Below are 26,412 nucleotides of genomic sequence, written 5' to 3' on the forward strand. Positions count from 1 at the left end.
TGCGGGTTGCGGGTTGAAAGACAATCCACCACCACTCCCTAACAATCCTCCATCACTCCAATCCCTACCCCCTTCTTCTGCTCTTAAAATACATTACTGCTCCCATAAGCCCTATAATATAACCTATCCCACCTAATATTTCGGTAAGTCCCGGTTTTTCACTCTTCTCCTGAAGTTTGAGGAGCATTGTTATTACCGGCTGGAGTTTTCTATCCATGGCCTTGTTCACTACTGCCTCTATTTCAGCAGAGGATACCCCTGAAGCAACAGTCAGCGGTACGGTGGATTGCGGTTTGCTTTCCGTCTTCTGCTCTTTAACCCCTGACTCCTGGTTCCTGACTCCTGTATCCTGTATCCCCATTGCCTCCTTCACCTCTTTTGCACCGAGAGTATAATCGTTCCGGTGGCCCATGCTTGCGTGGAGTACGAGCCTGATGGATGTTGCCTTTGGGATCCTGAAGGAGAATTTCCCCTCACTGTCGGTTTTACCTTCAAGGAGCTTCTCTCCGGTATTTGCATCAAAGACCTCAATCCGTGAGTTCCTGCTCCTTGTACCGTCAGCAAAATAACCTTCTGCAAAGACCATGTTATCCTCTGCATAAGCATAGATACTTACTTTATGGGCAAGAACAGTTGAAGAAGTAATATGCAGGATGCAGAATATTAAGATAAAGACAGAGATCATTTTGAACCTTGAACCTTGAATCTTGAACCTTGAATCTTTATTCACTTCCCTACCTCCAATACTTCGGGTTTTACTTTTTTCAGAAATATAACACAAAAGGCTGTGATAATGCCCTCGATTACCATGACAGGCAGGTGGGCTGCAAGTACAAGCTTTGCTACACCAAGAAAACTTTCACCTGTACTTATGAGTGAGAGGGCGACAAGTATGGCCCCAAGGGCGATTCCTGTGGCTCCTGCACCAAACCCTGCAAGGGTGCTCAGGGTGTGATTGCCCCTCCGGATCGGCAGGTTGAAGAGATAATAGGCTATGACCCCTGGAGTGGCCATGATGACTGTGTTGACCCCGAGTGAGCTGAGTCCTCCAAACTGAAACAGGACTGCATGTAGTGTCAGTGCAACAAGGATGGCGGGAAATGCCATCCAGCCAAGCAGCACTCCCAGAAGCCCGTTCAAAACCAGATGGACACTTGAGGGACCTATGGGTACATGTATTAACGAGGCAACAAAGAATGCAGAGGAAAGGACTGCCACCTCCGGTATCTTTTCATAGTCCATCTTTTTCAGTCCCACGGCTACGCCGCCTGTAGCAAGCAGGGCACCGGTTACAAGAACGGGTGCCGACAGGACTCCCTCTGATATATGCATCTTATTTCATCTCCCTTGTCCTTACCCATATGACCGCGCCAATTTCAACAGGATATTCCCTTCCCTTGTGCTTTAACCTGAAGTCTGCGGTATTAAGGGCAGCAAACCCCCACCATCCGGCTATGGGCATTGCATAAGTAAAGACACCGTTTTTATCAGCCTTGATTACCTGGGTTATATAGGGCTCAGCCGGCGGCTTTATCTTTCCGCCCTCGTTGTAGTATTCAATCTCTACCCTTGCGTATGGCACGGACTTGCCGTCCACCTTTACAATCCCCTGGAATACATTGCCGGCCCAGAGACCGTACGGCCTTGTCAGGGGTACTATTTCTGTCTTGAGCCCTACCTCGGCATCCCATCCCGTTTCCAGTTCAAGCGCATCCACTATAACCTTGCTGTAATGGATTATAAAGCTCTCTTCTGCAGGTTCCCAGTAGGGTGCAGGCTCAACATAGAATACATGGTCTCCCGGTCTCCTGATCCTGTAGGCAGCTTCCCAGGTGGAAAACCCCTTGACCATCTTCTTTTTAAGTGCAGGCAACAGGTCGTGTTTTTCTCCATTTACCATAACACCAAAAGCCTTTGGCCTTGCCATCTCCATGTACTGTCCTTCAAAGGGGTGGATGAACTTCACCTGGAGTTCGATCTTTTTACTGTCCTCCTTTGAGACTATGTCATCGGATGGGATGATGACACCAAAATGTGCCCATGAAAGAGATGCCGGGGTTAACATTAATAGTGTTACCAGTAATGTCTTAAGAAATGTTCTCTTCATAAGCTATTCCTCCAAAAAGAAGAAGATTTTTTTTCAGCCTCGAATTTACGCGAATATTCACGAATTAAAAAAGATTACAGTTTAAGATACTTCTTATTACTGATTATTGGTGTAAGTTTGTATTTATTCGTGGCGAACTTTTAGATCTCTTACATCAAACAAAGGCCATGAAAGCTCACCTTCGTGGTGATGAGCCTTCATGGCCTTTGTTTAATGTACAGATTGTGGTGCTTCTTCTGTCAGAAATAAAAAAAACCACAAAAGTCATTTAAAAACCTTCGTGGTCTGTTCAAGCCTTCATGGCTTGTTTTGATAAAAAGGAAAAAAACTGCTTCTTTGTAATACTTACTAAAAGATATCATAAAGCATTTATGATTGTCAAACCAGGGTTTTCCCGGGTTTTATTTATGTTGTTCTCAGTATCTGTGCCATCTGCGTAATCTGCGGCTGAATTCTGTTCAATGTTTCTATATGATATAATATTAACTCGTAAATCTGACGAGGTGATAAAAACTTATGGATATCGTTGATAGAAACAGGAGACTTGAAGAGCTTGACAGAAGATACGTCTGGCATCCCTTTACACAGATGAAGGAGTGGGAAGAGGGTGTGCCTGTTATTATTTCAGAGGGCAGGGGGTCTTTTTTAAGGGATATTTACGGGAGGTGGTATCTTGACGGGGTATCCTCTCTGTGGGTAAATGTCCATGGACACGGAAAGAAGGAGATAGACGATGCCATCAGGGGTCAGCTTGAGAGGATTTCACATTCAACACTCCTTGGGCTTGGCAGTGAATCATCCATTGAATTGGCGGAGAAGCTGATAAATATTGTGCCCGCTGGTCTTACAAGGGTTTTTTACTCCGACAATGGGTCCACCTCTGTTGAGGTGGCGCTGAAGATGGCCTATCAGTACTGGATTCACAGGGGGGTGAAGGGAAAGGAGACATTTATCTGTCTGAATAATGCCTATCACGGAGACACCCTCGGGGCAGTGAGTGCCGGGGGGATTGATATATTTCATGAGGCATTCAGGCCCCTGCTTTTCAATACTTTCAGGGCCCCGTCGCCTTACTGTTACCGTTGTGAACTCGGGCTTGAATCCCCGGGTTGTGGCCTTGCCTGTCTTGAGAGATTGGAGGAGATATTGAAGGGGCATGCACCGGAGATTGCAGCCGTCATTATTGAGCCGATGGTGCAGGGGGCCGGAGGTATGATTGTCTTTCCCCCAGGTTATCTGAAAGGGGTCAGGGAACTGACAGAAAAGTACGGGGTGTTGCTTATTGCCGATGAGGTTGCAGTCGGTTTTGGCAGAACAGGAAGGATGTTTGCCTGTGAGCATGAGGATGTAGTACCTGATTTTCTCTGCCTTTCAAAGGGCATAACCGGAGGTTATCTGCCCCTTGCCGCCACAATAACCACGGAAGAGGTCTACGCGGCATTCCTTGGCGAATACAGGGAGCTGAAGACATTCTTTCACGGCCATTCCTATTCAGGAAACCCCCTTGCCTGTGCAGCGGCCATAGCCTCAATCGGGCTCTTTGAAAAGGAAAAGACCGTTGAGGGGGTCAGGAAAAAGGAGAAAATACTGTTGCCGTGGCTTGAGGCGGTCAGAGGGCTTGAGCATGTTGGTGATGCAAGGGGGGTTGGTCTTATGGCAGGGGTGGAGCTTGTCAGGGACAGCAAAAATAGAGAGCCCTATCCCCTTGATGAAAGGATGGGTTTTAAGGTCTGCCTCAAGGCAAGGGAAAAGGGACTTCTGATAAGACCACTTGGAGATGTGGTTGTGATTATGCCGCCCCTTTCAATAAGTGAGGAGCACCTTGCAGGGATGCTTGATATAATCAGGGATTCTATAGTGGAGGCTACAGAAGGATAGCCGGTTTTTTTATCATGCCTGCCTGTGTGCACTGTAGAGTTCCTGATAGACCCCTCCGGAGGAGAAGAGTTCATCATGACTCCCCTGCTGTATAATCCTTCCCCTGTCCATGACAATAATTCGGTCGGCCTTGTTGATGGTAGAGAGCCTGTGTGCGATTATCAGGGTTGTCCTTCCAGGCATTATTGACTCAAGTGCCTTCTGGATCTTTGCCTCTGAGTCAGCATCAAGGGATGATGTTGCCTCATCAAGGATGAGGATTTTCGGGTTTTTAAGTATAGCCCTCGCAAGGGATATCCTCTGCTTCTGCCCCCCTGACAACTTGACTCCACGTTCACCAATATATGTATCATAGCCTTTGGGCATATCCATGATAAACTCATGGGCATAGGCAGCCCGTGCTGCCTCGACAACCTTTTCTTCCGTTGCATCCGGCTTGCCAAACAATATATTGTTTCTGACTGTGTCGTCAAAAAGGATTATATCCTGGGATACCACGCCGATGTGAGACCTGATGCTCTTGAGAGAATAATCCCTTATATCCAGTCCGTCTATCGTAATCCTGCCAGTATAATCCTTCCAGAACCCAAGGAGCAGGTCTATCAGGGTGCTTTTGCCTGAACCACTGTATCCCACGATTGCAATGGTCTCGCCCGGCCGGATTTCGAGGTTGACATCCTTCAGTGCCGGCTCAACTGAGTCAGGGTAACGGAAAGAGACTTTATCATATACTATATGCCCTTCTATTTTTGCCTTTTCTACGTTTCCGGACACTTCATCGTTGAGAAGAAATATCTCCTTGACCCTGTGGAGTGCTGTTCTTATCATCTGGAAATTGTTATTGACCTGGCTCAATCTTTTCAGGGGGGTGTAAATCATCAGTATTGCAGTAATAAATGAAAAGAATGCACCTACCGAGAGCTTGTTGTTAATGATAAGATAGCTGCCGTACCACAGGATTATGGCTATGCCCGCACCTGCAATAATCTCCATGGATACAGCGGTAAACTCCCTGATCCTTACTTCCCTCATTACATTCCTGTAATGCCGTGAGACTGCCTCATCATTGCGGCTGCGCATCTTTTCTTCCATTGTAAATGCCTTGATAACCCTTATGCCCAATACTGTCTCCTGTACCAGCTTGGTCACATCTGATATGAATTCCCTTGTCTTTTTGCTGGTCTTCTTCATCCTCTTACCAAACCTGTCGGCAACGAGCACGACCAGGGGTATGATTGTAAAGGAGAGGAGTGCCAGGTCCCATCTCCTTAAGAGGGCGACAACAGCAAGGACTATTACTGTTGTGGACTGGACAAAGAAGTTCCTTGCCGTGTTGGCGATCAGGTTCTCAAGGCTTCCTATATCATTAAGGACCCTGGATATTATGGAGCCACTGGATTTTTTGGAGAAGAAAGATATGGGGAGGCTCAGGAGCTTGTTGTAAAGGGCCTGACGGAGCGTTTTTACGATTTTTGCACCAATAGAGCTCATCAGAAAATTATTGAGAAAGGCAAACAATCCTCTAAATACGAACAATAAAAAGACCCCTGCCGGCAGCAGAAAGAGGATTGTCCTGTTCTTTTCAACAAAGAGGCTGTCCAGGGATGGTTTGACGAGCCATGCAATACCCCCGTTAATAGCTGAAAGCGCAAGGCTGCACAGCACTGCTGCTATCAGTCTGGGAAGATGCTGTCTCGTGAGCGCCCATATTGTGTGAAAATCGTTTTTCCACTCTTTTGAAGAAGTTTCCCTGAAAAAAATTTTCATGGTTATAGTATACTATACCGATTAAGCATTTGTGACCACCCTGCTTACAAGAAAGATTCATGAAGAACACGTCTGAGGCACACTATAAATTTATTTTTGCAGTCCTGTTGCTCTTTGGGTTGAGTTTGCCCCTTTCAAAAAGTTTTAACAGCGTCCTGATGGGCCTGGTCTATATCTATTCCCTGGCAATGGCCTTTTTTTGCAGGGACTTCAGGAAAGCTATAGCCTGCAGCATCAATCAGCCCCTCACTATTCCCATAATTTTATATGTTCTGGTGTCAGTCCTGGGATTATTCATCAGTGAAGATTTGCTGGAAGGTGTAAGGAGAGTCAAAACAATATCAAACCTTCTCCTTATTTATATAATGGTATCCACCCTTATGGACTTCAATCAGGATGCATCCCTCAGATTTAAAAGAGGAGAGCAGTTACTCCTTTCCTTGCTTGCAGGACTCTTTATTTTTGATCTGATTGGACTTTTTACTTATTTTGGTATAATCGGCAACCGTGCCTACATGCTACCCCTATCTCCGCTGGGCGTTCATCATATCTGGTTTGCCAACCTTAACGCTGTTGGATTATATACAGCAGCCTCACTATTCCTTTTTTCGTCATACCGCAGGATTCCTCTTCTAAAAGTATTTATAGCCTCCTTTATCATTATAGGGAGCATCTCCATCCTGCTCTCTACTTCGAGGACAGCATGGTTCGGCCTGGCAGTTGTTGTCCCTCTGTTTGCCTTTTTTCTCTTTAAAAAGAAAAAGCACTTCCTGATATCGATGCTCTTTCTGATTGGTGCTGCCCTGCTGTTGTATCTCTTCAACTCCACGGTCCACGCCAGGATTGCCCAGATCTTCAGTGATATCTCAGGTTTCTACTCCGATTCAGCGGCTGCAACTTCTGTGGGCGCCCGGTTCATGATGTGGAAGGCATCATGGAAGATGTTCCTTTCAAATCCTCTTTTCGGGGTCGGGACAGGAGATTACATAGTTACTATTTCCCGGTATGTTGAATCAGGGGAGTTTCCAGGATACCTCTTAGAGTTCAACCAGCCGCACAATATCTTCGTTTTTGCCCTTGCTACCAATGGTCTTCTAGGGTTAACTGCACTTCTTTTTGTTTTTTGTTCCATTCTTAAACTGTCTAAAAAACATGTCAAGTCGAGCTCGGAAGAAAGACTGTTCGGGTTTGTCTCACTCGCAGTGGCCGTTCATTTCATGGTGGCAGGGCTTGCAGACTCCTTGCTGCACATACACGTACTGTTGTGCACGTTTGCCTTTGTCATGGGTGTATGTGTGCGCAGGTCTGACTATGGAAAAGAGATGAAAGCAAAAAAGATGTTAAAATTGAACTGGTTTTTCAAAAAATAAAAAATAAGGAATTCATGGAAATCGAGATGAAAGTCAGCGGTTTTACTTTTGTAAGGAATGCTCAGATATTAGGCTATCCATTTGTACAGTCCATTAAATCTGTTCTGCCGATTGTGGATGAGTTTATTATCGCACTTGGTCCATGTGAGGACGGAACCGAGAAAATGATAAAGGATATCGGAAGCGATAAAATTAAAATTATCCATACCCAGTGGAACGAAAACATGCGGACAGATGTAAAGCTGAAAGGTTTTGTCTATGGTCAACAGAAAAGTATTGCTCTTTTTAATTGTACGGGTGACTGGGCATTTTATCTGGAGGCGGATGAAGTCATTCATGAAGATGATTTGCCCAGGATTAAGTATTCTATGGAAAAGTATTTGCATGACGACAGGGTAGAAGCCCTGGTATTCGACTACATTCATTTTTATGGAAACAGGAATACTTTTGCATGGTCCCCAGGGTGGTACAGGAGGGCACCGAGGATATTAAGAAACAATATCCCAAGCTGGGCGTCGGAGGGGCTTTTCTTCATTGTGCTGGAAAGTCACAAGAGGGGAAGATATCCGCGAGCAGCCCTGACAGGGGCGAAGATATACCACTATGGATGGGTTAGAAGTGAAGAACAGATGAACTTGAAGGCGCAGAAGGTGGGGAGGTACTGGAGTGACAAGGGTTCTTCAGAGGTGAAGTATTCTGATATTGACAGTGCAATACTGAGAGAGTTTAAAGGTGTCCATCCAGCTATCATGCAGGAGTGGCTGCCGGAAGCCGAGGGCCTTTACGAGGCCAATCCCGCGCACAAGTTGAGCAGAAAAGAGATAAAACACCGGGCTGCCTTGTTTATAGAGAAGATATTAGGCGTTGAATTAAGCAAGAAACATTTCAGCCTTGTCAGGTAGAGCAAGTATTTGCAGAATGAAAATATCCGTAATCATCAGCACATATAACCGTCCCCATTACCTTGGAAGGGTAATGGAGGGCTACATGAACCAGACTTGCAGGGACTTTGAGATTGTGGTTGCTGATGATGGCTCTACAGAAGAGACCGTCTCCATTGTCAAGGAAGCGGCAGGGGAATCTGATATCCCTATTCTGCATGTCTGGCATCCTGATAAGGGATTTCAGCTTGCGAAGATACGGAATAAGGCAGTTGCAGAAAGCTTCGGCGACTATATAGTCTTTACTGATGATGATTGTGTCCCTGATCCACGGTTTGTGCTGGACCACCACAGATATGCTGAGGATGGATATTTTTTGCAGGGGCATAGGGTTTTAATAGGTAAAAGTGCATCCGGAGAGTTTGGTTTCAGGTGTGCAGTTCCATCGAAACTTCTTGTCTTGCTGATGAAGGGTGAGATCGGGAACTTCTTTAACTCTGTAAGGATGCCCTGTCCCCTGATTAAAAAAGGCAGTTCGCTGAAGGGTATCAGGGGCTGTAATATGAGTCTTTTCAGAAAGGATTTCTTTGCAGTCAACGGGTTTAATGAAGATTTTAAAGGATGGGGAAAAGAAGACTCGGAGCTTGTTGCAAGGTTGTACAAGCTTGGCATAAAGAGAAAGGATGTCAAGTTTCGTGCATGTTGTTTTCATCTTCATCATGAATTTTTTGACAGGGACAGGCTTAACCGGAACATTGAAATTCTTCAACAGAGCGTAAGTGGTGACATCTATTATTGCAGGAAGGGAGTTGACCAATATCTGAGACAATGAACAGTAAGGTTTCGGCAATTATCATAACCCATAATGAAGCAGGGCAGATAGAACGGTGTTTGAGAAGTCTATCCTGGTGTGATGAAATTATTGTTGTTGATTCAGGAAGCTCTGATGGAACAGTTGAGATAGCGAAAAGGCTTGCAGGTAAGGTTTATCTGGAAGAATGGAAAGGCTTTGGTCTTCAGAAGCAATCTGCCCTTGAGAAGACAACATGTGAATGGGTCTTCAGTATAGATGCCGATGAAGCAGTAACTGCAGAACTCTCAGGTGAGATCCTTCAGGCGGTGAAGGAGGATAAGGGAATAGCCGGCTTTTATATACCCCGGAGGAATCTCTACGGCCGGAAATGGCTCCGTTTCGGGGGGCAGTATCCTGATCTTGTCCTGAGATTATTTCGTAAGGAGGCAGGAGGGTTTACAGAAAGCATTGTCCATGAACGGGTTGTCGTTAAAGGAGAGTGTGGAAAGTTGCGTTCCCCTATAATGCATTACGCCTTCAGGGATATTTCTTCCATGATACAGAAACTTAATAACTACTCAACCCTTGCCGCTGAGCAGATGTTTTCAAGCGGTAAGAGTGTCAGTGCCCTGGCGCCATTGACTCATTCCATGTCTCTGGGTATCAAGGATTATATATTCAGGCTCGGCTTCATAGACGGCAGGGAGGGCTTTAATGTTGCCCTCCTCAAGTCCCTCGGCGTATACTTCAAGTATGCGAAGCTCCTTGAATTGCATCATAAAAAGGGTAACCCATCCCGGGGATAAGGGGTTCTGTCTCTTCCTTTCAGTCCCAAACCACAACCTGTCAAAGCCTTTTTTAGCCTCTTCAGGGGGTCGCGGACTTATCCTTTATCTCAAACTCTTCCTTTATCTTTTCCAACATCTTTTCTCCAATGCCCTTGATCTTAAGCAGTTCATTCATCTCCTTTACAGGCCCATGTTCCTGCAGATACCCTAAAATGACCGATGCCTTTTTTTCTCCGATTCCCTTGACGGATGTCAGGTTTTCAAGTGTAGCGTTGTTAATGTCCTTCTTCTGCAGTATATCCGCCGAGACAGCGGTTCCTCCAGAGACAAGAAAAATACCTAAAATCATAACGACAATCAAATTTGCTTTCATTCAGCCCTCCCCGGGTTTCATATTTTATGGATTCAGTAACATTATACCTAAGATGCCCCTTTTTTTAATACAACCCTCGTTGCTTTATCAGTATAACAATATCCAGTCAAAGATTCCAGTTTCTTGCATACCATGTGTCAAGAGAGGTGTTGCTCCTGCCGCTTACCTGCCATGGACCTGTTATGCCGGGCAGAACACTCGGAAATACCTCGCCTGATTCTTTAAGTGAAATCCCTTTCATGAGATATAGTTATACGATGAAAAAGGGGTAGCTTTGTCAAAGACTTGAAATAATGTCACGTTCTCCATATAATTAACAACATGTTTTTCATGCTTTTGAGTGCTACATTCATTGGTGTTGAGGCACATCCTGTTGAGGTGGAAGTGGATATTACCTCAACAGGTCTGCCACACTTCTCCCTGATGGGACTTCCTGACACGGCGATCAAGGAGATGAGGGCAGCTCTGAAGAATGCAGGTTTTGTCTTTACATTAAAAACCCCTATTTCCTAAAGATGTCGTATAAAAACAAGGACAGAGAAGATGGCGGAATTTCTGAGTCTTAAGACTGACACCCATAAGGACAAGATTATAGTCCTGGCTTTATGGATCCTTCTGGTCATGTTGCCAAGGCCATGGATGGGAGATTTGCGAAGTGACCCTCTTACCTATGCGAGCATAGCAAAGGATATGGTTGAGAATAACAACTGGTTTTCTCCCATGCTTGATGGACAGCCATATCTTAATAAACCACCGTTATATTTCTGGTTAGTTTCCGTTTCTTTTAAAGTCTTTGGCACAAACTTCTATGCCACAAAGATACCGTCTCTTTTCTTTGCCGTTATCAGTGTGTTTTTTCTTTACTGGATTGTCTACAGATGGTTCAAGGACCGTGATATAGCATTCTTTACAGCTTTCAGCTTTGAGACAACCCGCTGGATAGTTAGAAACTTCACAACAAATCGACCCGAAAGTCTCCTTGTTTTCTCAATACTTCTTGGATGTTATGCTTTAATTCTTATTAATGAGAAAGACAGAAAAGGCCCGTATCTCTTTGGAATTTCTTTTGCAATTGGTTTTATGACAAAGCTTTTTTTTGCTCTCTTTCTTCCTGCTATCGTCCTGATGTATGGTCTAACCACTAAAAAGATCTATGACTGGCTTAAATGGTCACACGTATACTTTGGTGCTCTATTAGGCATTATTCTCTCATCCATCTGGTTTATCTATTTTGAGACCAAACACCCTGGTTATATGAAATATCTTTTTAATCAACAAACGTTACAAAGATTTACAGGTGGTCTTGATGTAAACAAAGACCCTCTAATGTACCTGAAGGAGATGATTAAATATTATCATCCCTGGTTAATATTCTTTATAATCGGGATACCCGTGTTATTGAAAAAGCTGAAGGAAGAATATTACTGGTTTGTTTTTCTGGCTATCCTGATAATGTTTGTACCCCTTCAGCTGTCAAAAGGAAAGGCATCACGGTATTTGATAATGGTTACACCTTTTCTTTCAGTAATTGTATCCATTGGTATCCTTCGCTTCAGCAAAGTCAAGAATTTCTTTAAAGGATTTGCAGTTTATACCACATTGCCACTCTTTATTTTTTTCTGGCTCACTCCTGTACGGGTAAATCCAGAAAAATTTCATGTCATTCATCTGGCAGAGAGGATAAGCAAGGGAACAAATGTGGATTATACTAATCCCTTAGCTTTTCTGAAATCAGGAAGGGCAGTAAAGGAAGGAAAGTTACAGTTTGTGGAATGGACCCCTTTTGAAACTGAACTTGAATACCGCCTTGCCTACTACTTTTACTTATCCGACTCTTTTGAACATTGGAGTAACACGAGGTTCTTAAAATGGACTGAGGAAGGCAAAACGCCAATTCTATTGTTGACCCACCCATCTGCTTTAAAAGAGTTGCCCGATGAGACAGTTAGATGGGTTGAGATCGATGCAGATAGGTATCATGTCCTTTTGACAGGGGTCAGGAAATGAAGGCCTCTACAATTATCCGTACCTGTAACCAGACTTGCAGGAATTCTGACAACCATATTGTCTCTGGTTCCGGCTCATACGTTTCGGCAACAGTATATATGCCTGCTATATACTAAGACGCTCCTTCTTTTTTTAATACAACCCTTGTTGTTTTTATCAGTATAACAATATCCAGCCAGAGATTCCAGTTTCTTACATACCATGTGTCAAGGGATACACGGTATTTATAAGAAGTGTTGCTCCTGCCGCTTACCTGCCATAGTCCTGTTATGCCGGGCGGTACGCTATAGTAGAACTCGGCGTTTTCTTTATAGTATTTTTCAATCTCTTCCTGAACAACAGGTCTTGGTCCCACAAGGCTCATCTCTCCCTTCAATACATTGAATATCTGCGGGAGTTCATCGAGAGAGGTCTTTCTGAGAAAATTACCAAGCCCTGTTACCCTCGGATCGTTCCTGAGTTTCCAGTATTCCTTCCACTCAGCCCTTGCGACTGAGTCAGTTTCAAGGATATGCCTCAATCGTTCCTCTGCATCCTGATACATTGTCCTGAATTTATAACACATGAAAGGCCTGCCACTTCTACCTATCCTCTCCTGTTTAAATATGGCAGGCCCTTTTGATGTTATTCTTATGAGTATTGAGATAATCAGGACTGGGATTATAAGGAGCAAAAAGAGTATACCCCCGGCAGTATAGTCAAAAAGCCTTTTTGCTATGTAATTAAACGGCCTTGCAAGGTTATTCTTTATCTCGATTACAATGGTCTGCTCATTAAAGAAATGCCTCAATTCCGTACCAAGCACTGCAATCCCTGATATGTCCGGGATGTAAAGGGTATTTTCCACCTTATGCTGAATGGCGTTTATAATCCTCACAAGCCTTTCCTTGTCGAGCTCGGGCTTGGCTATCACGATGTCATGGATTACTCCCCTTTTTATGTACCTGTCTATTTTGTCTATGTATCGGTGTATTCTCACGCCGTCTATATCTCTCCGGCCGTTAGGTTCTTCATCAATAAAGCCGGCCACGTCATAGCCGAGGTTGGGTTCATTCCTGAGTGCGGCAAGGGCGAGTCTCCCTGCCTCGCCGGTGCCCAATATCAGCACCTTTCTCTTCATAAGACCAAAAGAGTACAGGAGTCTCTTTATGCTGGTTCTTATGAGGGGGAAGAGCAGAAGCGACAGCAGCGACATGGTCAAAAGCAGTATCCTTGAGAATGCTGCTCCCTGTTTTCCGATAAAAAGGATAGTAAAGATCGTGAGTGAAGCAAAAAGGGTGCACTTTGAGAGAAGCTTGGCCTCATCCCAGAAGGCAAACCTTTTTGAGTATGCACCTTCATATGCGAGTATGAAGAACCATATCGGAAAGATCCAGTAATACATGCCTATCCTGTATTCAAATGGCGGCACATTATGAAATACGAGGGGAATGATGTTTTCTCTTATAAAAGCCGAGAAATAGAAAAACACTGATAGTGTAAGAATATCAGAACTCAATAGCAGAAAAACACCTATTCTGTTCTTCATCTTGGGATTAAATACCCTGATTTTCACCAGCCCTCCGGTTAAGACGTTTAAAGTATAGTAATAAACATCTGAGTTTTATATTATGAAAAAGGGGGTGGATTCGTCAAAGACTTGAAATAATGTCACGTTCTCCATATAATTAAAAACATGCTTTCCAGACTCCTGAGCGCTACTCTTATTGGTATCGAGGCACATCCTGTTGAGGTGGAAGTGGATATTACCTCAAAAGGGCTTCCTCATTTCTCCCTGGTTGGACTTCCCGATACAGCGGTCAAGGAGAGTCGGGACCGTGTGAGGGCAGCACTGAAGAACACGGGTTTTGTCTTTCCATTGAAACAGATTACTGTGAATCTTGCACCTGCTGACCTGAAAAAAGAAGGTTCCTCCTTTGATCTCTCCATTGCACTCGGGGTCCTTGCCTCCGAAGGAGTTTTTGCCTCAGAATCCCTGAAGGGCTACATGGTGACAGGGGAGCTCTCTCTTGACGGAAGGCTCAAACCCGTAAGGGGCGCCCTGTCAATGGCCATAAAATCAAGGGATATGGGGCTTAAAGGGATTATCTTGCCGGAGGAGAATGCCCCGGAGGCTGCAGTGGTAGACGGGTTTCCAGCGTATGGAATGAGTAGTGTCACTGAGGTCATAGAATTTTTGAAGGGGGATATCTCTGTAGATCCATACTTGACAGACATTAAAGAAGTTTTGAATATAGCCTCGCAGTATGAGGAGGACTTTGCTGAGGTCAGGGGGCAGGAGCATGCAAAGAGGGCAACGGAGGTTGCTGCATCCGGAGGACATAACATTCTCATGATAGGGCCTCCCGGGTCAGGAAAGACCATGCTGGCAAAGCGCCTTCCGACCATACTTCCGGGGATGACGTTTGAAGAGGCACTCGGGGCTACCAGGATCCATAGTGTTGCCGGCACCCTTAACTCTGGACAGTCCCTGCTTGCGACCAGGCCCTTCAGGTCTCCTCACCATACCATATCAGACGTGGCCCTTATAGGCGGCGGGCAATTTCCAAGGCCTGGAGAGGTATCGCTTGCACATAACGGCATACTCTTTCTTGATGAACTGCCCGAGTTCAAGAGAAACGTACTTGAGGTCCTGAGGCAGCCACTCGAGAATGCAGAGGTGACCGTGTCAAGGGCTGCTGCCACTGTTACATATCCGGCAGGGTTTATGCTGGTTGCCGCCATGAACCCCTGTCCCTGCGGTTACATTGGGGATGCAAAGCACCAGTGTACATGCACTCCCGGGCAGATACACAGGTACAGGACAAAGGTGTCGGGCCCGTTGCTTGATCGTATAGACATCCATATAGAGGTGCCTGCAGTTCATTATAAAGATCTGTCCTCCAGCCATAAGGAAGAGAGTTCTGCAGAGATAAGGAAGAGGGTTGTAAAGGCAAGGGAGATTCAGCAGGAACGATTCAGGGAGGAGAGGATATACTGTAACGGACAGATGAAGACCAGGCATATCAAGAAATACTGTGTTGTGACGAAAGATGCACAGGATATACTGGAGGCCGCCATGCAGAGACTCGGCCTCAGTGCAAGGGCATATTCGAGGATACTGAAGGTGTCACGCAGTATTGCGGACCTTGAAGGGAGCAGTGATATCCATTCTCACCATATATCAGAGGCCATCCAGTACAGGACACTGGATAGAGGGGTATACTGAATCCCCCCAAAGTACTGAATAAAATAATATTCTGCTATATCCGTTTTGAGACGATTAATAATACCGTCTATTGATTTACCAGTTATCCGCAAAAACAAACCCTCCATTTAACCAAAAAGACCACCAAGGAGCACTTTCTTAAAAAAATTTAATCTTCTTTTACTTGACAAACCTAAAATTTGGGAATATAATACCAAATATGGACAACGTAAAGCGGATAATAGCCTCAACACTGATAAAATTACTGAGGCCACTCATGCGTGTTCTTTTAAAAAACAACATTCCATATGGTACTTTTGCTGATATTGCCAAGTGGGTTTATGTTGACGTTGCCTCAGAGGACTTTGGTGTGCCGGGCAGAAAACAGACCATATCACGTATCTCCACCATTACCGGCCTCTCCCGCAAGGAAGTTAAGAAGATGAAAGAGATTGAGGCACCATATGACCTGGGGGCTGCGGAGCGTTACAACCGGGCAGCCAGGGTGATAAGCGGATGGATTAAGGATCCCCGTTTTCTTGATGGCAGGGGAATGCCTGTTCAGCTTCCTTTTGAGGGCAATGAAAAAAGCTTTTCTCTCCTTGTCAGGGCTTACAGTGGGGATGTCCCCCCAAGGGCAATCCTTGATGAAATGCTCAGGGCCGGAGTTGTGGAGATGAACGACAGGAGAGTGAAATTATTAAACAGGGGTTATATAGTGAGAAAGGGAGAAGTGGAAAAATTCGGCATTATGGGCAGGGATGTCAGCGAGCTCATCTCCACTATACATCACAATATTGCAAGTGATCCCGAAGATGCATTTTTTCAGAGAAAGGTCTCGTATGACAATATTCCCGTTGAGATATACCCTGAGGTCAGAAGCCGCATTTCAGATATGGCGGCTGAGTTTGTCGAGTCAATGGACAGGGTGATCTCACAGTACGACAGGGATATGAATCCATCTGTTCAGGGTACAGGACGTAAAAAGTTAGGGTTAGGCGCATTTTATTTTGAAGAATAAAAACGGAGGGTTTTTCGGCATGTTAAACATTGGATTGAAATCGGGCTGGAAGAGTTTGATGGTTGTTGTCCTGGCGCTGGGGCTGCTGGGCTCATGCAGCGGTGGCAGCGGAGGTGATATTGCCGGAGGCGGAATCAGTGGAACAGGGGTTTACAACGGTGTCATCACAGGGTTCGGCAGTGTCTTTGTCAACGGGGTGGAGTTCAATACTTCCGGGGCTGCAATAACCGCCAATGATGCCGTTGTTACGGAGGCCGACCTTGATGTGGGTATGAAGGTAAGGGTCGAGGCGAGCGGGACCAGTGCCCTGAACATCGCATTTGATCCAGAGGTGATAGGGCCGGTTCAGGCTATCGATACGGTGAATGATCAGATTGTTGTCATGGGACAGACTGTGCTGTTCCAGGGAACTACGATACTCAAGGGTTTCGGCAGCATCCTCGACCTTGTTGCAGGTGATACCGTGGTCGTGAGCGGCTTCTTTGACGCTGCCGGCAATATCAGGGCTGTCTTTATAGAACTGAAGCCCCTGACTTCAGGTGAGGAGGTCAAGGGTCTGGTATCAGCCTTTGATGCCGTTTCCCGCACGTTTGCGATAAACGGACTGTTCGTTGACTACAGTGGCGTGACTGATCCGCCGCAGTTTCAGAACGGTGATTTCGTTGAAGTCAAGGGTACCCTGTCAGCAGGTACGCTTGTTGCGTCATCTGTCGAAGTGGAGGACCCTGTTGGCGCAGCGCTTCCCGGCAATGAGATGGCTGTTGAGGGGATCGTGACATCACGCACCTCTGTGAACGATTTCGAGGTTAACGGCCTGCGGGTCTATACCAATGACTCGACAGTGTATGAAAACGGCCTGCAGGGTGATGTAGCCGTCAATGTGCTGCTGGAGGTGGAGGGGACGGTTAACGATGCTGGTGTTCTCCTGGCTGAGAAGGTCGAGTTCCTCTCCCATGAGGAGACAGAAATCGGTATTGAAGGGGCCGTGGAGCAGGTGGACCCTCAGAACTCTACGGTCACTGTCTTTGGCATTGAGATTACCGTTAACAGCAGTACTATATTCAACGACGAATCGGACCGGTCCTTTTCTTTTGATGGCATCCGGGTCGACGACCTCATCGAGGTCGATGGTTTTATTGACGATGGAGGCCGGGTCGTTGCGGTAAAGGTGGAGAGGATGGATCCGTCAGAGCCGGAGTACGGTCTGAGCGGGCCAGTCGATGCCGGGTCAGAGTCTGAGTCCACGGCGTCTTTCTCGATACTCGGAGTTAGTGTCGATGTCAGCGGTTCGGGAGTCACTTTTGAGGATGAGAACGACACATCTATTTTGATAAGCGATTTTTTTGTCTTGATCGATGACTCGAAGGACCCCGGAGATATTGTTGAGGTTAGCGGTGTCTATCAGAGTGGCGTTCTTGTTGCCGATGAGGTGGAGATAGAGAGGATAAACTGACTTTGTCAGGTTACAGCAAAGAAGGATCATTTAATCGAAAGGAGGATAGAAAGATGAAACGTTTAATGGTATCAAGGTTCAGGATGGTTGTTCTGGTAACGTTTTTGTTGGCCTTTGCAGGGTTCCTTTACTCGTGCGGAGGAGGCACTGAGACTGCCACGCGGACAGCCAGTGTCTACATTACCGATGATGTTACTGATGCTTATGATCAGGTCATTGTGACCATCTACAAGGTTGAGTTTGTGAGTGCAGTGGATAGTTCGGTAGTGACGGTCTTTGCGGCTCCCCAGGGTCTCACCTATGATCTTAGCGAGTTAAGCGGTGTGCTCGACAAGCTTGGAACACTGCCTGAGGGCAGCTACAGCAGTGTCCGTATCACCGTTGGTAAGGAGTTAATACTCGTTGACAATGCAGGCGTACAGGTATCTCCTAACCCCACCTTTGCTGAGAACGCATGGACCAACTGCAGTGCAGACGGCACATGTGTTATTGACATCCCCGGGGCAGCCAATGTGGTGAGTACGGAGCGTGTGGTGATCGATTTCGACCTTAAGCAGTTCGTGTACGATCCTCTCACAAATACCGTGACGGCAAAGGTGGTGCTTGATGCCGACGGTTCCGACTACGACAACTACCAGGAGATAAAGGAAGACGACTATGAGCTTAAGGGGATTATCCAGGCCCTCACCCCCGGAGGGTTTGACCTGACCGTGTTAAAGGCAGAGGGCTTTATTCCTGACAGTAATTTAATTACCGTGTCAGCAGGGGATACTGTTCTGTTTACCTGTGATGACGATGACGAGAGGGCGATATGCAGTATTTCGGACATCTCTGATCTGCAGGTCGGCATGAAGGTCGAGATAGACGGAACGTGGAACGGTACAGAGTTCGCAGCCACAAGGGTTGAGGTGGACGGTGACGATGATATCGTTGCAGCGGTATGTGATCTGCCTGACAGGAGTGTGACTGAATTCACAGGCCTGACTGTGCAGCCCGAGCTGGAGGCTGCGTCATACACCTTTGATTCTGATGTATACTCCTTAACGGTTTTAGGTGTGACCGTTCTCCTTACACAGGAGACGAGGATTGAGTATGAAACAGCAGACACAGACCGGATTATATGTGCAGACCAGCTTCCTGTGACGGCCGGGGATATAGAGGTCGAGTATTACCAGGCACTGGACTCTTCAGGCGATTCAGTGAATGTTGCATACAAGGTTGAGTTTGAAGAAGATTAGTTGGCTGCAGTAGATTTTGCTGATATTAAACAGTACCGGGCTATCTCGCAGTGCGCTCTGCAAGGTAGTCCGGTCTTCTCTTCATTATTTAAAGAACGTCTTTCTTTTTGTCCCGCGTTTACAGTTTTTGGAGATTACTGTTTCTTATTAACTTATTAATTGTATTTGTGTTATACTGTTATACACATGGCAATGGATGATCATAAACTACGGGTATTCTGCACAGTAGCAGAGACAAAGAGTTTTTCAAAGGCATCGGAGATTATCCACCTCACCCAGCCTGCTGTAAGCCTTCAGATACAGGCACTTGAAGAGCTTTATGAGACCAAACTCTTTGACCGTTCGAGCAACACCGTTACCCTTACTCCTGCGGGAGAGGTCCTGTATAAATATGCAAAACATATCCTGGGACTTTATGCCTCGGCAGAGAAAGAGGTGGGGGATTTGACGGGTCTTGTTAAAGGGAGCATTGCCCTGGGGGCAAGTACCACAATAGGGAACTACCTGCTGCCAAAGGTTATAGCGGATTTCAGAAAGACCCGTCCAAAGATAAAAATTCATCTCCAGATCGGCAATACAAAGAGGGTTATCGAGCTCCTCAAGTCGGGGAATATAGACCTGGGACTTGTTGAGGGAGATGTTACAAAGCAAAAGATAGCAGTGGAGCGACTCATAAAGGATGAACTCTGCCTGATCGTACCCCCTCAACATACATGGTCAAAGAAGGCAGACATATCCTTTCTTGATATAACAAAGGAGCCCTTTATTTTCAGGGAAGAGGGTTCCGGTACCAGACAGGTTATCGAGAAATATTTTACCAAGCATGGCATAACTACTCAGAATATGAAGATATCCATGATCCTTGGTGGCACAGAGGCCATCAAGCATACAGTTGAAAATGGCATGGGTATCTCCATAGTCTCAAGGTGGGCTGCCCTGAAAGAGGCAAAATTCGGCACTCTGAAGATGCTCAGTTTCAAGGAAGAAAAGATGATGAGGGATTTTTCACTTGTTTCACAAAAGTATTCGGTCTTCTCTCATGCAGTAGACGAATTTCTGGAGTATCTGAAGAGTTATCCCTACGACAAGCTGCTGTCTCACGAATCTTGAGTTATCCTTTTTTGACCCTTATCTTTCCACTCCCCTTAACCACGTGACCAATTACCCTTGTAAAGATACCATCTTCCTCGAAGAGCCGGAGACATTCGTTCCCTACAGACAGAAGCAGTCCCCCAGAGGTCTGTGGATCAAACAGTAACAGCATATCTTCTTCGGTAATGTTGTCCTGAAACTCTATCCTGTCTTTAAGATATTTCATGTTGTTATATGCGCCTTCAGCAACCATGCCCCTGTCGATCATCTCTTGCACCCTGTGCATAACAGGGATATCCTTCAGTCTGAAAACAAAATCCGTATCCGTATCCCTTACCATATTAAAGGCATGTCCCAATAACCCGAATCCTGTAACGTCAGTGCATGCATGGGCTCCGGCCCGGAGAGCGCACTCTGATGCCTGGTTATTAAGTGTTAGCATCCACCTGACAGCCTCATCCATATCAGGGTCTTTCAGCTTGCCGCCCTTTAAAGACGTTGTAAGTACACCGGTGCCAAGGGGTTTGGTAATTATGAGGATATCCCCTTCTCTTGCCCCATCCTTTCTGAGTATCCTGTCAGGATCCACTGTTCCGGAAACCGAGAGTCCAAACTTCAGCTCAGTATCCTCAAAACAGTGCCCCCCCATAAGTTGCACTCCTGCCCTGTCAAGGACACTCTCTGCACCCTTCAACACCTGTTTCAGCACCTCAGTGCCGTAGTCGCAGGAAGGGAAGCCTGCTATGGCAAGGGCGGTATAAGGTATGCCTCCCATGGCATAGACGTCACTCAGGGAATTTGCCGAGCTTATGGCCCCGAAAGTATAGGGGTCGTTGACAAGAGGGGTTATAACGTCCACGGTTTCAACGAGGGCAAGCCCTTTTTTGAGCATAAAGACCCCTGCGTCGTCACCGGGAGGTATGATTACCCGCTCATCCTCCGGTGGCGTAATGCCCGAGATTATCGCTTCCAGGTCACCCGGACCCAGCTTCCCGGCTCAGCCCGCTGCTTTTACTTTCTCTGTCAGTTTCCAGTCCATAGAAGCTTTTAATTTAATATAAATTCTCATGAAAAAGCCAATCAGGAGAGTTCTTCTGCTGTTCTGTTTTTACTAAAAAGATCGGGGTTTTGATAATATACATGAGTCATGTATGTTTATCTGAATGGTGAGTATATTCAGGAATCCGAGGCACGGGTATCCGTCTTTGACCGGGGCTTCCTTTACGGAGATGGTCTTTTTGAGACCATGAGGGCTTATGAGGGGCATATATTCCGACTCAATCAACACCTGCAGAGACTTTTTAAGGGGCTTGAGGTGCTTCACATAAGGAATGCCTGGACCGACAGTGCCCTGACACCTGTGCTCTACAGGCTGCTGGAACTTAATAAACTCAAGGATGCCTATATAAGATTGACGGTCAGCAGGGGGGTGGGGGGCAGGGGCATAGAGATTGCGGGTTGTGACAGTCCCACCATAGTTATTACTGCAAAAGAGTTTATGCCCTATCCCGAGACCCTCTACAGGGATGGCGTAAGAGCGTGTATTTCTGAAGAGAGGATGAATTGCAGAAGCTCAATTGATTCTCGGGTGAAATCCCTTAATTTTCTGAATAATATACTTGTCAGGATGGAGGCGACCGGGAGAGGTGTCTTTGAGGCTATAATGCTCAACCACGAGGGGTATCTGGCCGAAGGGACTGTAAGCAATCTCTTCTTTGTTTCCAAAGGCATACTTTGCACACCATCCCTTGAGGCCGGGATATTAGATGGTATTACAAGACAGGCTGTGCTTGAGATAGTTGCAGAGAAGGGCATTGCGGTGGAAGAGGGCCTGTTTTCAATCAGGGAACTTCACCGGGCAGAAGAGGTCTTTCTTACGAATTCCCTGTTAGAGATTATGCCGATATCGGAGATTGATGGCAGGATGTATGGCAGGGGCAGGATTACAGAGGAGCTCATGAATGCCTATAAGGAGCGGGTGAATGAAGAGATATCTGCCGGATGAGATTAAGAAAGAAAAACTGTTGCGGGTTGCGGGTTGAGAAAGAAAAAAGATGTTGCGAGTTGCGGGTTGCGGGTTAAAACGACGAATAGCTTGAAACATTAACGGGTTATCTCCATTCATTTTCCACATATCGAGTGAATCTGTTTATCTTGCTGCCCAATTCATCATAATCATCAAGCAGGAATTGTATTTCTTTCTTATCAACTTCATGTGTGTCCTTAATGAAATTCAGGTGGAGTATAGTCTCGTCACATGAAGCGTGGGCATAAATCAGAAACTTAATAAAGTCTGCTTTATATCTATTTCGTCCATATCCTTCTACGATACAAGAAGTAATTCCTTTTGAAGACCTCCGTATCTGGCTCCCTTCTTCGTATAACTCATATTTTGGAAGTTTTAATGACATTTCGTGAACTTTGGTAGCCAGAGCATATGATATTCTATAAATTTCCAGGTCTTTATAATTCTTCATTATCCCTCATCTCTTTGAACCCGCAACATCTTTTCTTTCTTAACTCGCAACCCGCAACTCGCAACAGTTTTTATTCTTAACCCGCAACATCTTTTTCTTTAAACCGGTATCCTGAAATATAAAACCACTCCCAGTGCCAGGAAGATTACGGGTACTATCCAGGCTGAGACCATGGGCGGTAGCCCCCCTGCATACCCGAGCGACAGTGATAGTGTGTATATAACCCAGTAAGCAAGACTTATGAGTATGCCGGCTCCTGCGCTTACCATCCCTTTGCCTTTTCTGCTCTTTAGCGACAGGAATATACCTATCATGACCATGAAGAGGTTTGCAAGAGGGTAAGAGAGTCGTGACTGAATATCCACCTTCAGCTTTGTGTTCATGTAGCCGGCGTCTTCCAATCTTTTTTCATGTCTTATGAGCTCCATGACGCTCATCTCCGAGAGCCGGTTTTTTTCTCTCTCAATAATCTCTGTTTCTCCAACCCCTTTGAGGAGTTTTTCAGGCATATACCGGACTGTGTTCCTGTTCAGGTCAAACTCCCTGACCTCCTGGAGTCTCCAGTCCTGTCCTGACCACACGCCCTTTTCCGCCTCAATCCTCTTTGTCAGTCTCCCATCATGCAGGTAGAATACGGATATGCCGTAAAGTTCCATCTCCTGTGGCACAAACAATTTTGCCCTTACCAGAAGACCGTTTTTTGCCCTGATCCAGATGTTGCCTTCCTGATAGGAGATGTTTTTCCCCCCTTTAAGTGAATAAATTATATCGTTTGATTTCCTCAGTGATGCCGGGGCTATGAATTCCGCAATAACAAAGTCAATTGTCACCAGGAGGACGCCGGCAATTATAAAGGGTATAAAAAAACGCCTCAGGTTAATACCTGCTGCCTTTATTGCTGTGATCTCGTTTCTCCTTGATGCAGAGCTTATAACAAAGATGCTGCATAGAAGGGCTGCCATGGGCAACAGGTACCTCAGGTATTCGGGGATTTTTAAGGCCCCCAGGAGTATCAGGGTTTCGGTTGTCTGTCTGTAAGGCATTAGTTCATCAATTCTTTCAACAATGAATATTACTGAAAAGACGGCAGAGAGCATGCATGAGACGATCAGCAGCAGCACGCCGAATTCCCTGATATAAAGTCTTTGCAGCCTGTTCAATCTCTCCTCCTTTTTAAATTGATAGGAAATTAAGTTTTCATTCTTCTCTTCTGTACAGCAAAACTGCAACAGCCGTAAGCATCACAAATGGTATCCAGCAGGCAAGATGATGGAGTTTGCCTGCCCTGACGAGATTTTCAAAGTACAGCAGTGCTACGTAATAGATTGTAAAGACCAGAAGGCCGATTATGAAGCCCCCCGTCTTTCCCGTTTTTCCGGCCCTCAGCGAAAGTGCAGGGGCAAGGAATGCAAGCGCTATGATAAGGGCCGGGAAGCTTAGTCTCCTGTGGAACTCAATAAAGTAGCCTGCGCTGTTTGTCTTTTCTGTAACAGCTTTTTTGTACAGCTCCGGGAGGGTCATCTCACTTTTCTTCCTGTTTAAAATCTCCCCGCTCAGCCTGATAGTGAATTTATATTCAGCAAAGTTAATCTCTGTGCTGCTATCCCTGTTTACTATGTGGACAGTCCCGTCTAAAAGACTGAACCCTGGCTGCATCTCTTTGTCAAGTGAGAGCCTTCCCTCCCGTGCTACGATGACCCGTTCGGATTCCGGATTCCGGCTGTCCGAGATAAAGATGCCCCTGAAAGCACCATCGGTCTTCTCATTAACAAGGATTAAAAAGCCCTTAAAGGAGGTAAAGAATACACCCGGTTCAATGGACAAGGGCGCCCTTTCTCTCAACACCCTGTTGAGCTCTCCCCTGAGTGTCTTGCTGCTTAAGGGTATGAGATAAAGAGTGATAAAGACGGAGAAGGCAAGGAGTATGGCGGAGAGATAAAAAACGGGTCTTGCAATCTCCCCGAATTTCATACCTGACGATCTCAGTACAGTCAGCTCATTGTCCACCCCCAGCCTTCCGTAGGTAAGGAGCACGGAGAGGAGCAGGGCCATGGGGATGGTGAGTACCAGTATCTGGGGCTGTATCAGGATAAGCACCCAGGTCATATCAAGATATGAGGCTCCAACCCCTGACATAAGCCTGCTCAGCCTGAGGATTTTCTCCATCATCAATACCATATTAAGGCCGATAATGCAGACCATGAAGGTCAGTCCGAGTTCTCTCATTATGTATCTGTATATCACCATGGGTGGGAGTATTTTAACAGATTGCAGAACGGCAGCGCAGAAGAGTTCTTCCGCTCCATGAATTTATTGCTCTTCCTACACAGGGGTGTTGCAAGAAGAATACACCTGAGATATTGGATCCCTTTAATATTCAAGGATAAATGTGTGGCCTGCTTTTTGCATAAGCTATTCTATTTTAATTTCCTGTTTGATTTTCTATTTAATTATTTAATTGAGCTATTTCAGACATAAATGTATGCAAAAAATGCTTGACAAAACTGTCGGATAATGATATAAATTAAACCAGATAATTAACATGTCAGGGGCGTTCCTATCGTTCCTAATAGATTGAAGCAGGTTGAATTTGCGGCATGGCATATATGAAAGATACTGTAATTAATGGCGGGAAAAGGCCTGCTGATTTCAGATACAGGGAGGTGATATCGGGAGTAGAGAGGATTAGCAAACAGTCAGGGTTTAAATGTTATTAAGAAGTTAAGGAAAAGTTGAAGCATCTATAAGACCCCTGTGTTGTACAGGGCAGAAATATAATTTAATATCAGGAGGGTTGGAAAAGTGAAAAAATCTTTTATGTTTATGAGTTTCATGATTATGGCTGTTTCCATTGCACTGCTGTCCATACCCGTGAAGGCCTCTGCAGCCGACCTGCAGGTCAAGTGGTTCGGTTATTCACAGATTACGGTTGAAGGTGGTGACGGTGTAAAGAAGGACGAGAGTGATCCGAGGATAGGCGCCGACAGGGTTCGTATCGGCTACAATGCAAAGCTGGGCAATGTCTTCAGCAAGCTGCAGATTGATTTTAACAAGGCTGGTCTTAAGACTGAAGAAACTACTACAATCGCAGATCCTGACAATCCTAGTAATACACTTGACTTTACACCTGCTCTTCTTACCTCAGCCAGCAATACGAACATCCTGCCGAATATCATCAAGGATGCGGAGGTTGGTTACAAGTTCAATAATTCCGCATCTGTCAAGGTCGGAATGTTCAAAACCCCTGTGGGTATGGACTTCAATGTATCGGGTAAGAAGCTGGATATCACAAAGCGCGGTATGGAGAAGGCCCTTGTGCTTGAGCGTTCCCTTGGCATTATGGCGAGTGGCCGTAATATTGCCGGTGGATTCGGTTATGACATAGGCTACTTCAATCCGACAACCCGCAGTGCGGCAGTGAGCGGTGGTACACCCGGTGATGACAAGGCATATGCCGTGCGTGGTATGTACGATATGGGCAAGATGCTCCATGTTGAAGCATCCTACGGTAAGAGTGAGAAGGCAAATGGTAACTACTATACAGGAGAGGATTACACTGTCCTGGATGTTGGTGCCTCCTACAAGATGCAGGGAGCCACGATTAAGGCCGAATACATCGACGGCAAGAATGTAAAGGGTGTGGATGGAAAAGACCAGGCCGTATGGTATCTGCATGCAGGTTACCAGTTCACCCCAATGTATGAGACAGTGGTCAGGTATTATCAGGGAAATGACGATCTCAGTGATACCAGTCTCAGCAATACCTTCATTGGCCTGAATGTCTACCTGAATCCGGCAAAGAAGTATAACTCACGTATTCAGTTGAACTACGTGCTTGCAAGTGGGGATACTGATACATGGGCAGGTCTTGGCGGTTACAAGGATGATGCCATCCTGGCACAGTACCAGGTTGCATTTTAAGTTTTCTTAAGAGAGATTTTAATATCAAAAAGAAGGCCGGCCGGGAATTCCCGGCCGGC

At 45.8% G+C, this 26,412-nt stretch carries 25 protein-coding genes; 14 read left to right on the forward strand and 11 right to left on the reverse strand.

Going from position 1 to position 26,412, the window contains the following annotated elements; translation table 11 throughout:
- Positions 1-64 precede the first annotated feature (64 nt).
- From VST71_00240 to VST71_00250, 3 genes are read right to left on the reverse strand one after another with little or no spacing between them, the layout of a single operon-like run.
- On the reverse strand, positions 65-730 hold the full coding sequence (locus VST71_00240) for a hypothetical protein (GenBank protein MEC4684151.1): 666 nt from the start codon (positions 728-730) through the stop codon (positions 65-67).
- A complete protein-coding gene (cbiM, locus tag VST71_00245) occupies positions 727-1,332 on the reverse strand; it encodes a cobalt transporter CbiM (GenBank protein ID MEC4684152.1) in 606 nt (201 codons plus the stop codon). Before cbiM ends, VST71_00240 begins: the two co-directional genes overlap by 4 nt.
- 1 nt (position 1,333) lies before the next feature.
- Positions 1,334-2,107, reverse strand: coding sequence for a DUF4198 domain-containing protein (locus tag VST71_00250; protein ID MEC4684153.1), 774 nt, complete (start codon positions 2,105-2,107; stop codon positions 1,334-1,336).
- A 516-nt stretch (positions 2,108-2,623) separates the two neighbouring features.
- Here VST71_00250 and bioA point away from each other — a divergent pair.
- Positions 2,624-3,985, forward strand: coding sequence for an adenosylmethionine--8-amino-7-oxononanoate transaminase (gene bioA, locus VST71_00255; GenBank protein MEC4684154.1), 1,362 nt, complete (start codon positions 2,624-2,626; stop codon positions 3,983-3,985).
- Between the two features lie 12 nt (positions 3,986-3,997).
- Here the strand turns inward: bioA and VST71_00260 are convergent, their stop codons facing one another.
- A complete protein-coding gene (locus VST71_00260; protein MEC4684155.1) occupies positions 3,998-5,752 on the reverse strand; it encodes an ABC transporter ATP-binding protein in 1,755 nt (584 codons plus the stop codon).
- A gap of 59 nt (positions 5,753-5,811) precedes the next feature.
- On the opposite strand from VST71_00260, the gene VST71_00265 reads away from it, so the two are divergent.
- Genes VST71_00265 through VST71_00280 form a run of 4 tightly spaced genes read left to right on the forward strand, consistent with a single transcriptional unit; the run spans position 5,812 to position 9,602 of the window.
- Positions 5,812-7,122, forward strand: a complete 1,311-nt coding sequence (locus tag VST71_00265) for an O-antigen ligase family protein (GenBank protein ID MEC4684156.1) — start codon at positions 5,812-5,814, stop codon at positions 7,120-7,122.
- Positions 7,123-7,136: 14 nt separating this feature from the next.
- Positions 7,137-8,024 (forward strand): glycosyltransferase, encoded by an 888-nt coding sequence (locus tag VST71_00270; protein ID MEC4684157.1) that lies wholly within the window; start codon positions 7,137-7,139, stop codon positions 8,022-8,024.
- Between the two features lie 16 nt (positions 8,025-8,040).
- Complete coding sequence (locus VST71_00275; GenBank protein MEC4684158.1) at positions 8,041-8,835, forward strand: glycosyltransferase family 2 protein; 795 nt, start codon at positions 8,041-8,043, stop codon at positions 8,833-8,835.
- Entirely contained in the window at positions 8,832-9,602 is a 771-nt protein-coding gene (locus tag VST71_00280; protein MEC4684159.1) for a glycosyltransferase family 2 protein, read from the forward strand. The genes VST71_00275 and VST71_00280 overlap by 4 nt, the downstream gene beginning before the upstream one ends.
- Positions 9,603-9,663: 61 nt before the next feature.
- On the opposite strand, the gene VST71_00285 is transcribed toward VST71_00280, so the two are convergent.
- A complete protein-coding gene (locus VST71_00285) occupies positions 9,664-9,957 on the reverse strand; it encodes a helix-hairpin-helix domain-containing protein (protein ID MEC4684160.1) in 294 nt (97 codons plus the stop codon).
- A gap of 106 nt (positions 9,958-10,063) precedes the next feature.
- Positions 10,064-10,198: a hypothetical protein gene (locus VST71_00290; GenBank protein MEC4684161.1), complete on the reverse strand. Its 135-nt coding sequence runs from the start codon at positions 10,196-10,198 to the stop codon at positions 10,064-10,066.
- Positions 10,199-10,287: 89 nt separating this feature from the next.
- On the opposite strand from VST71_00290, the gene VST71_00295 reads away from it, so the two are divergent.
- Positions 10,288-10,470 carry a hypothetical protein gene (locus tag VST71_00295; protein ID MEC4684162.1) on the forward strand — a complete coding sequence of 61 codons (183 nt, stop codon included), beginning with the start codon at positions 10,288-10,290 and terminating at the stop codon, positions 10,468-10,470.
- Positions 10,471-10,677: 207 nt separating this feature from the next.
- A complete protein-coding gene (locus VST71_00300; protein MEC4684163.1) occupies positions 10,678-11,964 on the forward strand; it encodes a glycosyltransferase family 39 protein in 1,287 nt (428 codons plus the stop codon).
- Between the two features lie 112 nt (positions 11,965-12,076).
- Here the strand turns inward: VST71_00300 and wbaP are convergent, their stop codons facing one another.
- A complete protein-coding gene (gene wbaP / locus VST71_00305) occupies positions 12,077-13,519 on the reverse strand; it encodes an undecaprenyl-phosphate galactose phosphotransferase WbaP (protein ID MEC4684164.1) in 1,443 nt (480 codons plus the stop codon).
- Between the two features lie 120 nt (positions 13,520-13,639).
- Between wbaP and VST71_00310 the strand changes: the two genes are divergently transcribed.
- The 5 genes from VST71_00310 (at position 13,640) to VST71_00330 (ending at position 19,973) form a co-directional block, all read left to right on the forward strand.
- A complete protein-coding gene (locus VST71_00310; protein ID MEC4684165.1) occupies positions 13,640-15,172 on the forward strand; it encodes a YifB family Mg chelatase-like AAA ATPase in 1,533 nt (510 codons plus the stop codon).
- A 199-nt stretch (positions 15,173-15,371) separates the two neighbouring features.
- Positions 15,372-16,172, forward strand: a complete 801-nt coding sequence (locus VST71_00315) for a DUF6502 family protein (protein ID MEC4684166.1) — start codon at positions 15,372-15,374, stop codon at positions 16,170-16,172.
- Positions 16,173-16,191: 19 nt separating this feature from the next.
- Positions 16,192-17,625, forward strand: coding sequence for a DUF5666 domain-containing protein (locus VST71_00320; GenBank protein MEC4684167.1), 1,434 nt, complete (start codon positions 16,192-16,194; stop codon positions 17,623-17,625).
- Between the two features lie 53 nt (positions 17,626-17,678).
- The gene (locus tag VST71_00325) at positions 17,679-18,863 is read left to right on the forward strand and encodes a DUF4382 domain-containing protein (protein MEC4684168.1); all 1,185 of its coding nucleotides are present in this window, start codon (positions 17,679-17,681) and stop codon (positions 18,861-18,863) included.
- Between the two features lie 186 nt (positions 18,864-19,049).
- Positions 19,050-19,973, forward strand: coding sequence for a selenium metabolism-associated LysR family transcriptional regulator (locus tag VST71_00330; protein ID MEC4684169.1), 924 nt, complete (start codon positions 19,050-19,052; stop codon positions 19,971-19,973).
- 1 nt (position 19,974) lies between these two features.
- Here VST71_00330 and selD read toward each other — a convergent pair whose 3' ends face one another.
- Entirely contained in the window at positions 19,975-20,943 is a 969-nt protein-coding gene (gene selD, locus VST71_00335) for a selenide, water dikinase SelD (protein MEC4684170.1), read from the reverse strand.
- Between the two features lie 159 nt (positions 20,944-21,102).
- On the opposite strand from selD, the gene pabC reads away from it, so the two are divergent.
- Positions 21,103-21,960 (forward strand): aminodeoxychorismate lyase, encoded by an 858-nt coding sequence (pabC, locus tag VST71_00340; protein MEC4684171.1) that lies wholly within the window; start codon positions 21,103-21,105, stop codon positions 21,958-21,960.
- 106 nt (positions 21,961-22,066) lie between these two features.
- Here the strand turns inward: pabC and VST71_00345 are convergent, their stop codons facing one another.
- From VST71_00345 to VST71_00355, 3 genes are all read right to left on the reverse strand, one after another.
- Complete coding sequence (locus VST71_00345) at positions 22,067-22,432, reverse strand: four helix bundle protein (protein MEC4684172.1); 366 nt, start codon at positions 22,430-22,432, stop codon at positions 22,067-22,069.
- Between the two features lie 98 nt (positions 22,433-22,530).
- Positions 22,531-23,592: an LptF/LptG family permease gene (locus tag VST71_00350; GenBank protein MEC4684173.1), complete on the reverse strand. Its 1,062-nt coding sequence runs from the start codon at positions 23,590-23,592 to the stop codon at positions 22,531-22,533.
- Positions 23,593-23,629: 37 nt separating this feature from the next.
- Positions 23,630-24,658: an LptF/LptG family permease gene (locus VST71_00355; protein MEC4684174.1), complete on the reverse strand. Its 1,029-nt coding sequence runs from the start codon at positions 24,656-24,658 to the stop codon at positions 23,630-23,632.
- A 576-nt stretch (positions 24,659-25,234) separates the two neighbouring features.
- Between VST71_00355 and VST71_00360 the strand changes: the two genes are divergently transcribed.
- Positions 25,235-26,353, forward strand: a complete 1,119-nt coding sequence (locus VST71_00360; GenBank protein ID MEC4684175.1) for a porin — start codon at positions 25,235-25,237, stop codon at positions 26,351-26,353.
- Positions 26,354-26,412: the final 59 nt, after the last annotated feature.

It is taken from the genome of Nitrospirota bacterium (assembly GCA_035873375.1).
GTDB lineage: Bacteria > Nitrospirota > Thermodesulfovibrionia > Thermodesulfovibrionales > JdFR-85 > BMS3Bbin07.

Bases quoted from the DNA above. Each gene is read 5' to 3' on its own strand.
- cbiM (MEC4684152.1), bottom strand. From the start codon at position 1,332: ATGCATATATCAGAGGGAGTCCTGTCGGCACCCGTTCTTGTAACCGGT.
- VST71_00250 (MEC4684153.1), bottom strand. From the start codon at position 2,107: ATGAAGAGAACATTTCTTAAGACATTACTGGTAACACTATTAATGTTA.
- bioA (MEC4684154.1), top strand. From the start codon at position 2,624: ATGGATATCGTTGATAGAAACAGGAGACTTGAAGAGCTTGACAGAAGA.
- VST71_00260 (MEC4684155.1), bottom strand. From the start codon at position 5,752: ATGAAAATTTTTTTCAGGGAAACTTCTTCAAAAGAGTGGAAAAACGAT.
- VST71_00265 (MEC4684156.1), top strand. From the start codon at position 5,812: ATGAAGAACACGTCTGAGGCACACTATAAATTTATTTTTGCAGTCCTG.
- VST71_00270 (MEC4684157.1), top strand. From the start codon at position 7,137: ATGGAAATCGAGATGAAAGTCAGCGGTTTTACTTTTGTAAGGAATGCT.
- VST71_00275 (MEC4684158.1), top strand. From the start codon at position 8,041: ATGAAAATATCCGTAATCATCAGCACATATAACCGTCCCCATTACCTT.
- VST71_00280 (MEC4684159.1), top strand. From the start codon at position 8,832: ATGAACAGTAAGGTTTCGGCAATTATCATAACCCATAATGAAGCAGGG.
- VST71_00285 (MEC4684160.1), bottom strand. From the start codon at position 9,957: ATGAAAGCAAATTTGATTGTCGTTATGATTTTAGGTATTTTTCTTGTC.
- VST71_00290 (MEC4684161.1), bottom strand. From the start codon at position 10,198: ATGAAAGGGATTTCACTTAAAGAATCAGGCGAGGTATTTCCGAGTGTT.
- VST71_00295 (MEC4684162.1), top strand. From the start codon at position 10,288: ATGCTTTTGAGTGCTACATTCATTGGTGTTGAGGCACATCCTGTTGAG.
- VST71_00300 (MEC4684163.1), top strand. From the start codon at position 10,678: ATGCTTGATGGACAGCCATATCTTAATAAACCACCGTTATATTTCTGG.
- VST71_00310 (MEC4684165.1), top strand. From the start codon at position 13,640: ATGCTTTCCAGACTCCTGAGCGCTACTCTTATTGGTATCGAGGCACAT.
- VST71_00315 (MEC4684166.1), top strand. From the start codon at position 15,372: ATGGACAACGTAAAGCGGATAATAGCCTCAACACTGATAAAATTACTG.
- VST71_00320 (MEC4684167.1), top strand. From the start codon at position 16,192: ATGTTAAACATTGGATTGAAATCGGGCTGGAAGAGTTTGATGGTTGTT.
- VST71_00325 (MEC4684168.1), top strand. From the start codon at position 17,679: ATGAAACGTTTAATGGTATCAAGGTTCAGGATGGTTGTTCTGGTAACG.
- VST71_00330 (MEC4684169.1), top strand. From the start codon at position 19,050: ATGGCAATGGATGATCATAAACTACGGGTATTCTGCACAGTAGCAGAG.
- pabC (MEC4684171.1), top strand. From the start codon at position 21,103: ATGTATGTTTATCTGAATGGTGAGTATATTCAGGAATCCGAGGCACGG.
- VST71_00345 (MEC4684172.1), bottom strand. From the start codon at position 22,432: ATGAAGAATTATAAAGACCTGGAAATTTATAGAATATCATATGCTCTG.
- VST71_00355 (MEC4684174.1), bottom strand. From the start codon at position 24,658: ATGAGAGAACTCGGACTGACCTTCATGGTCTGCATTATCGGCCTTAAT.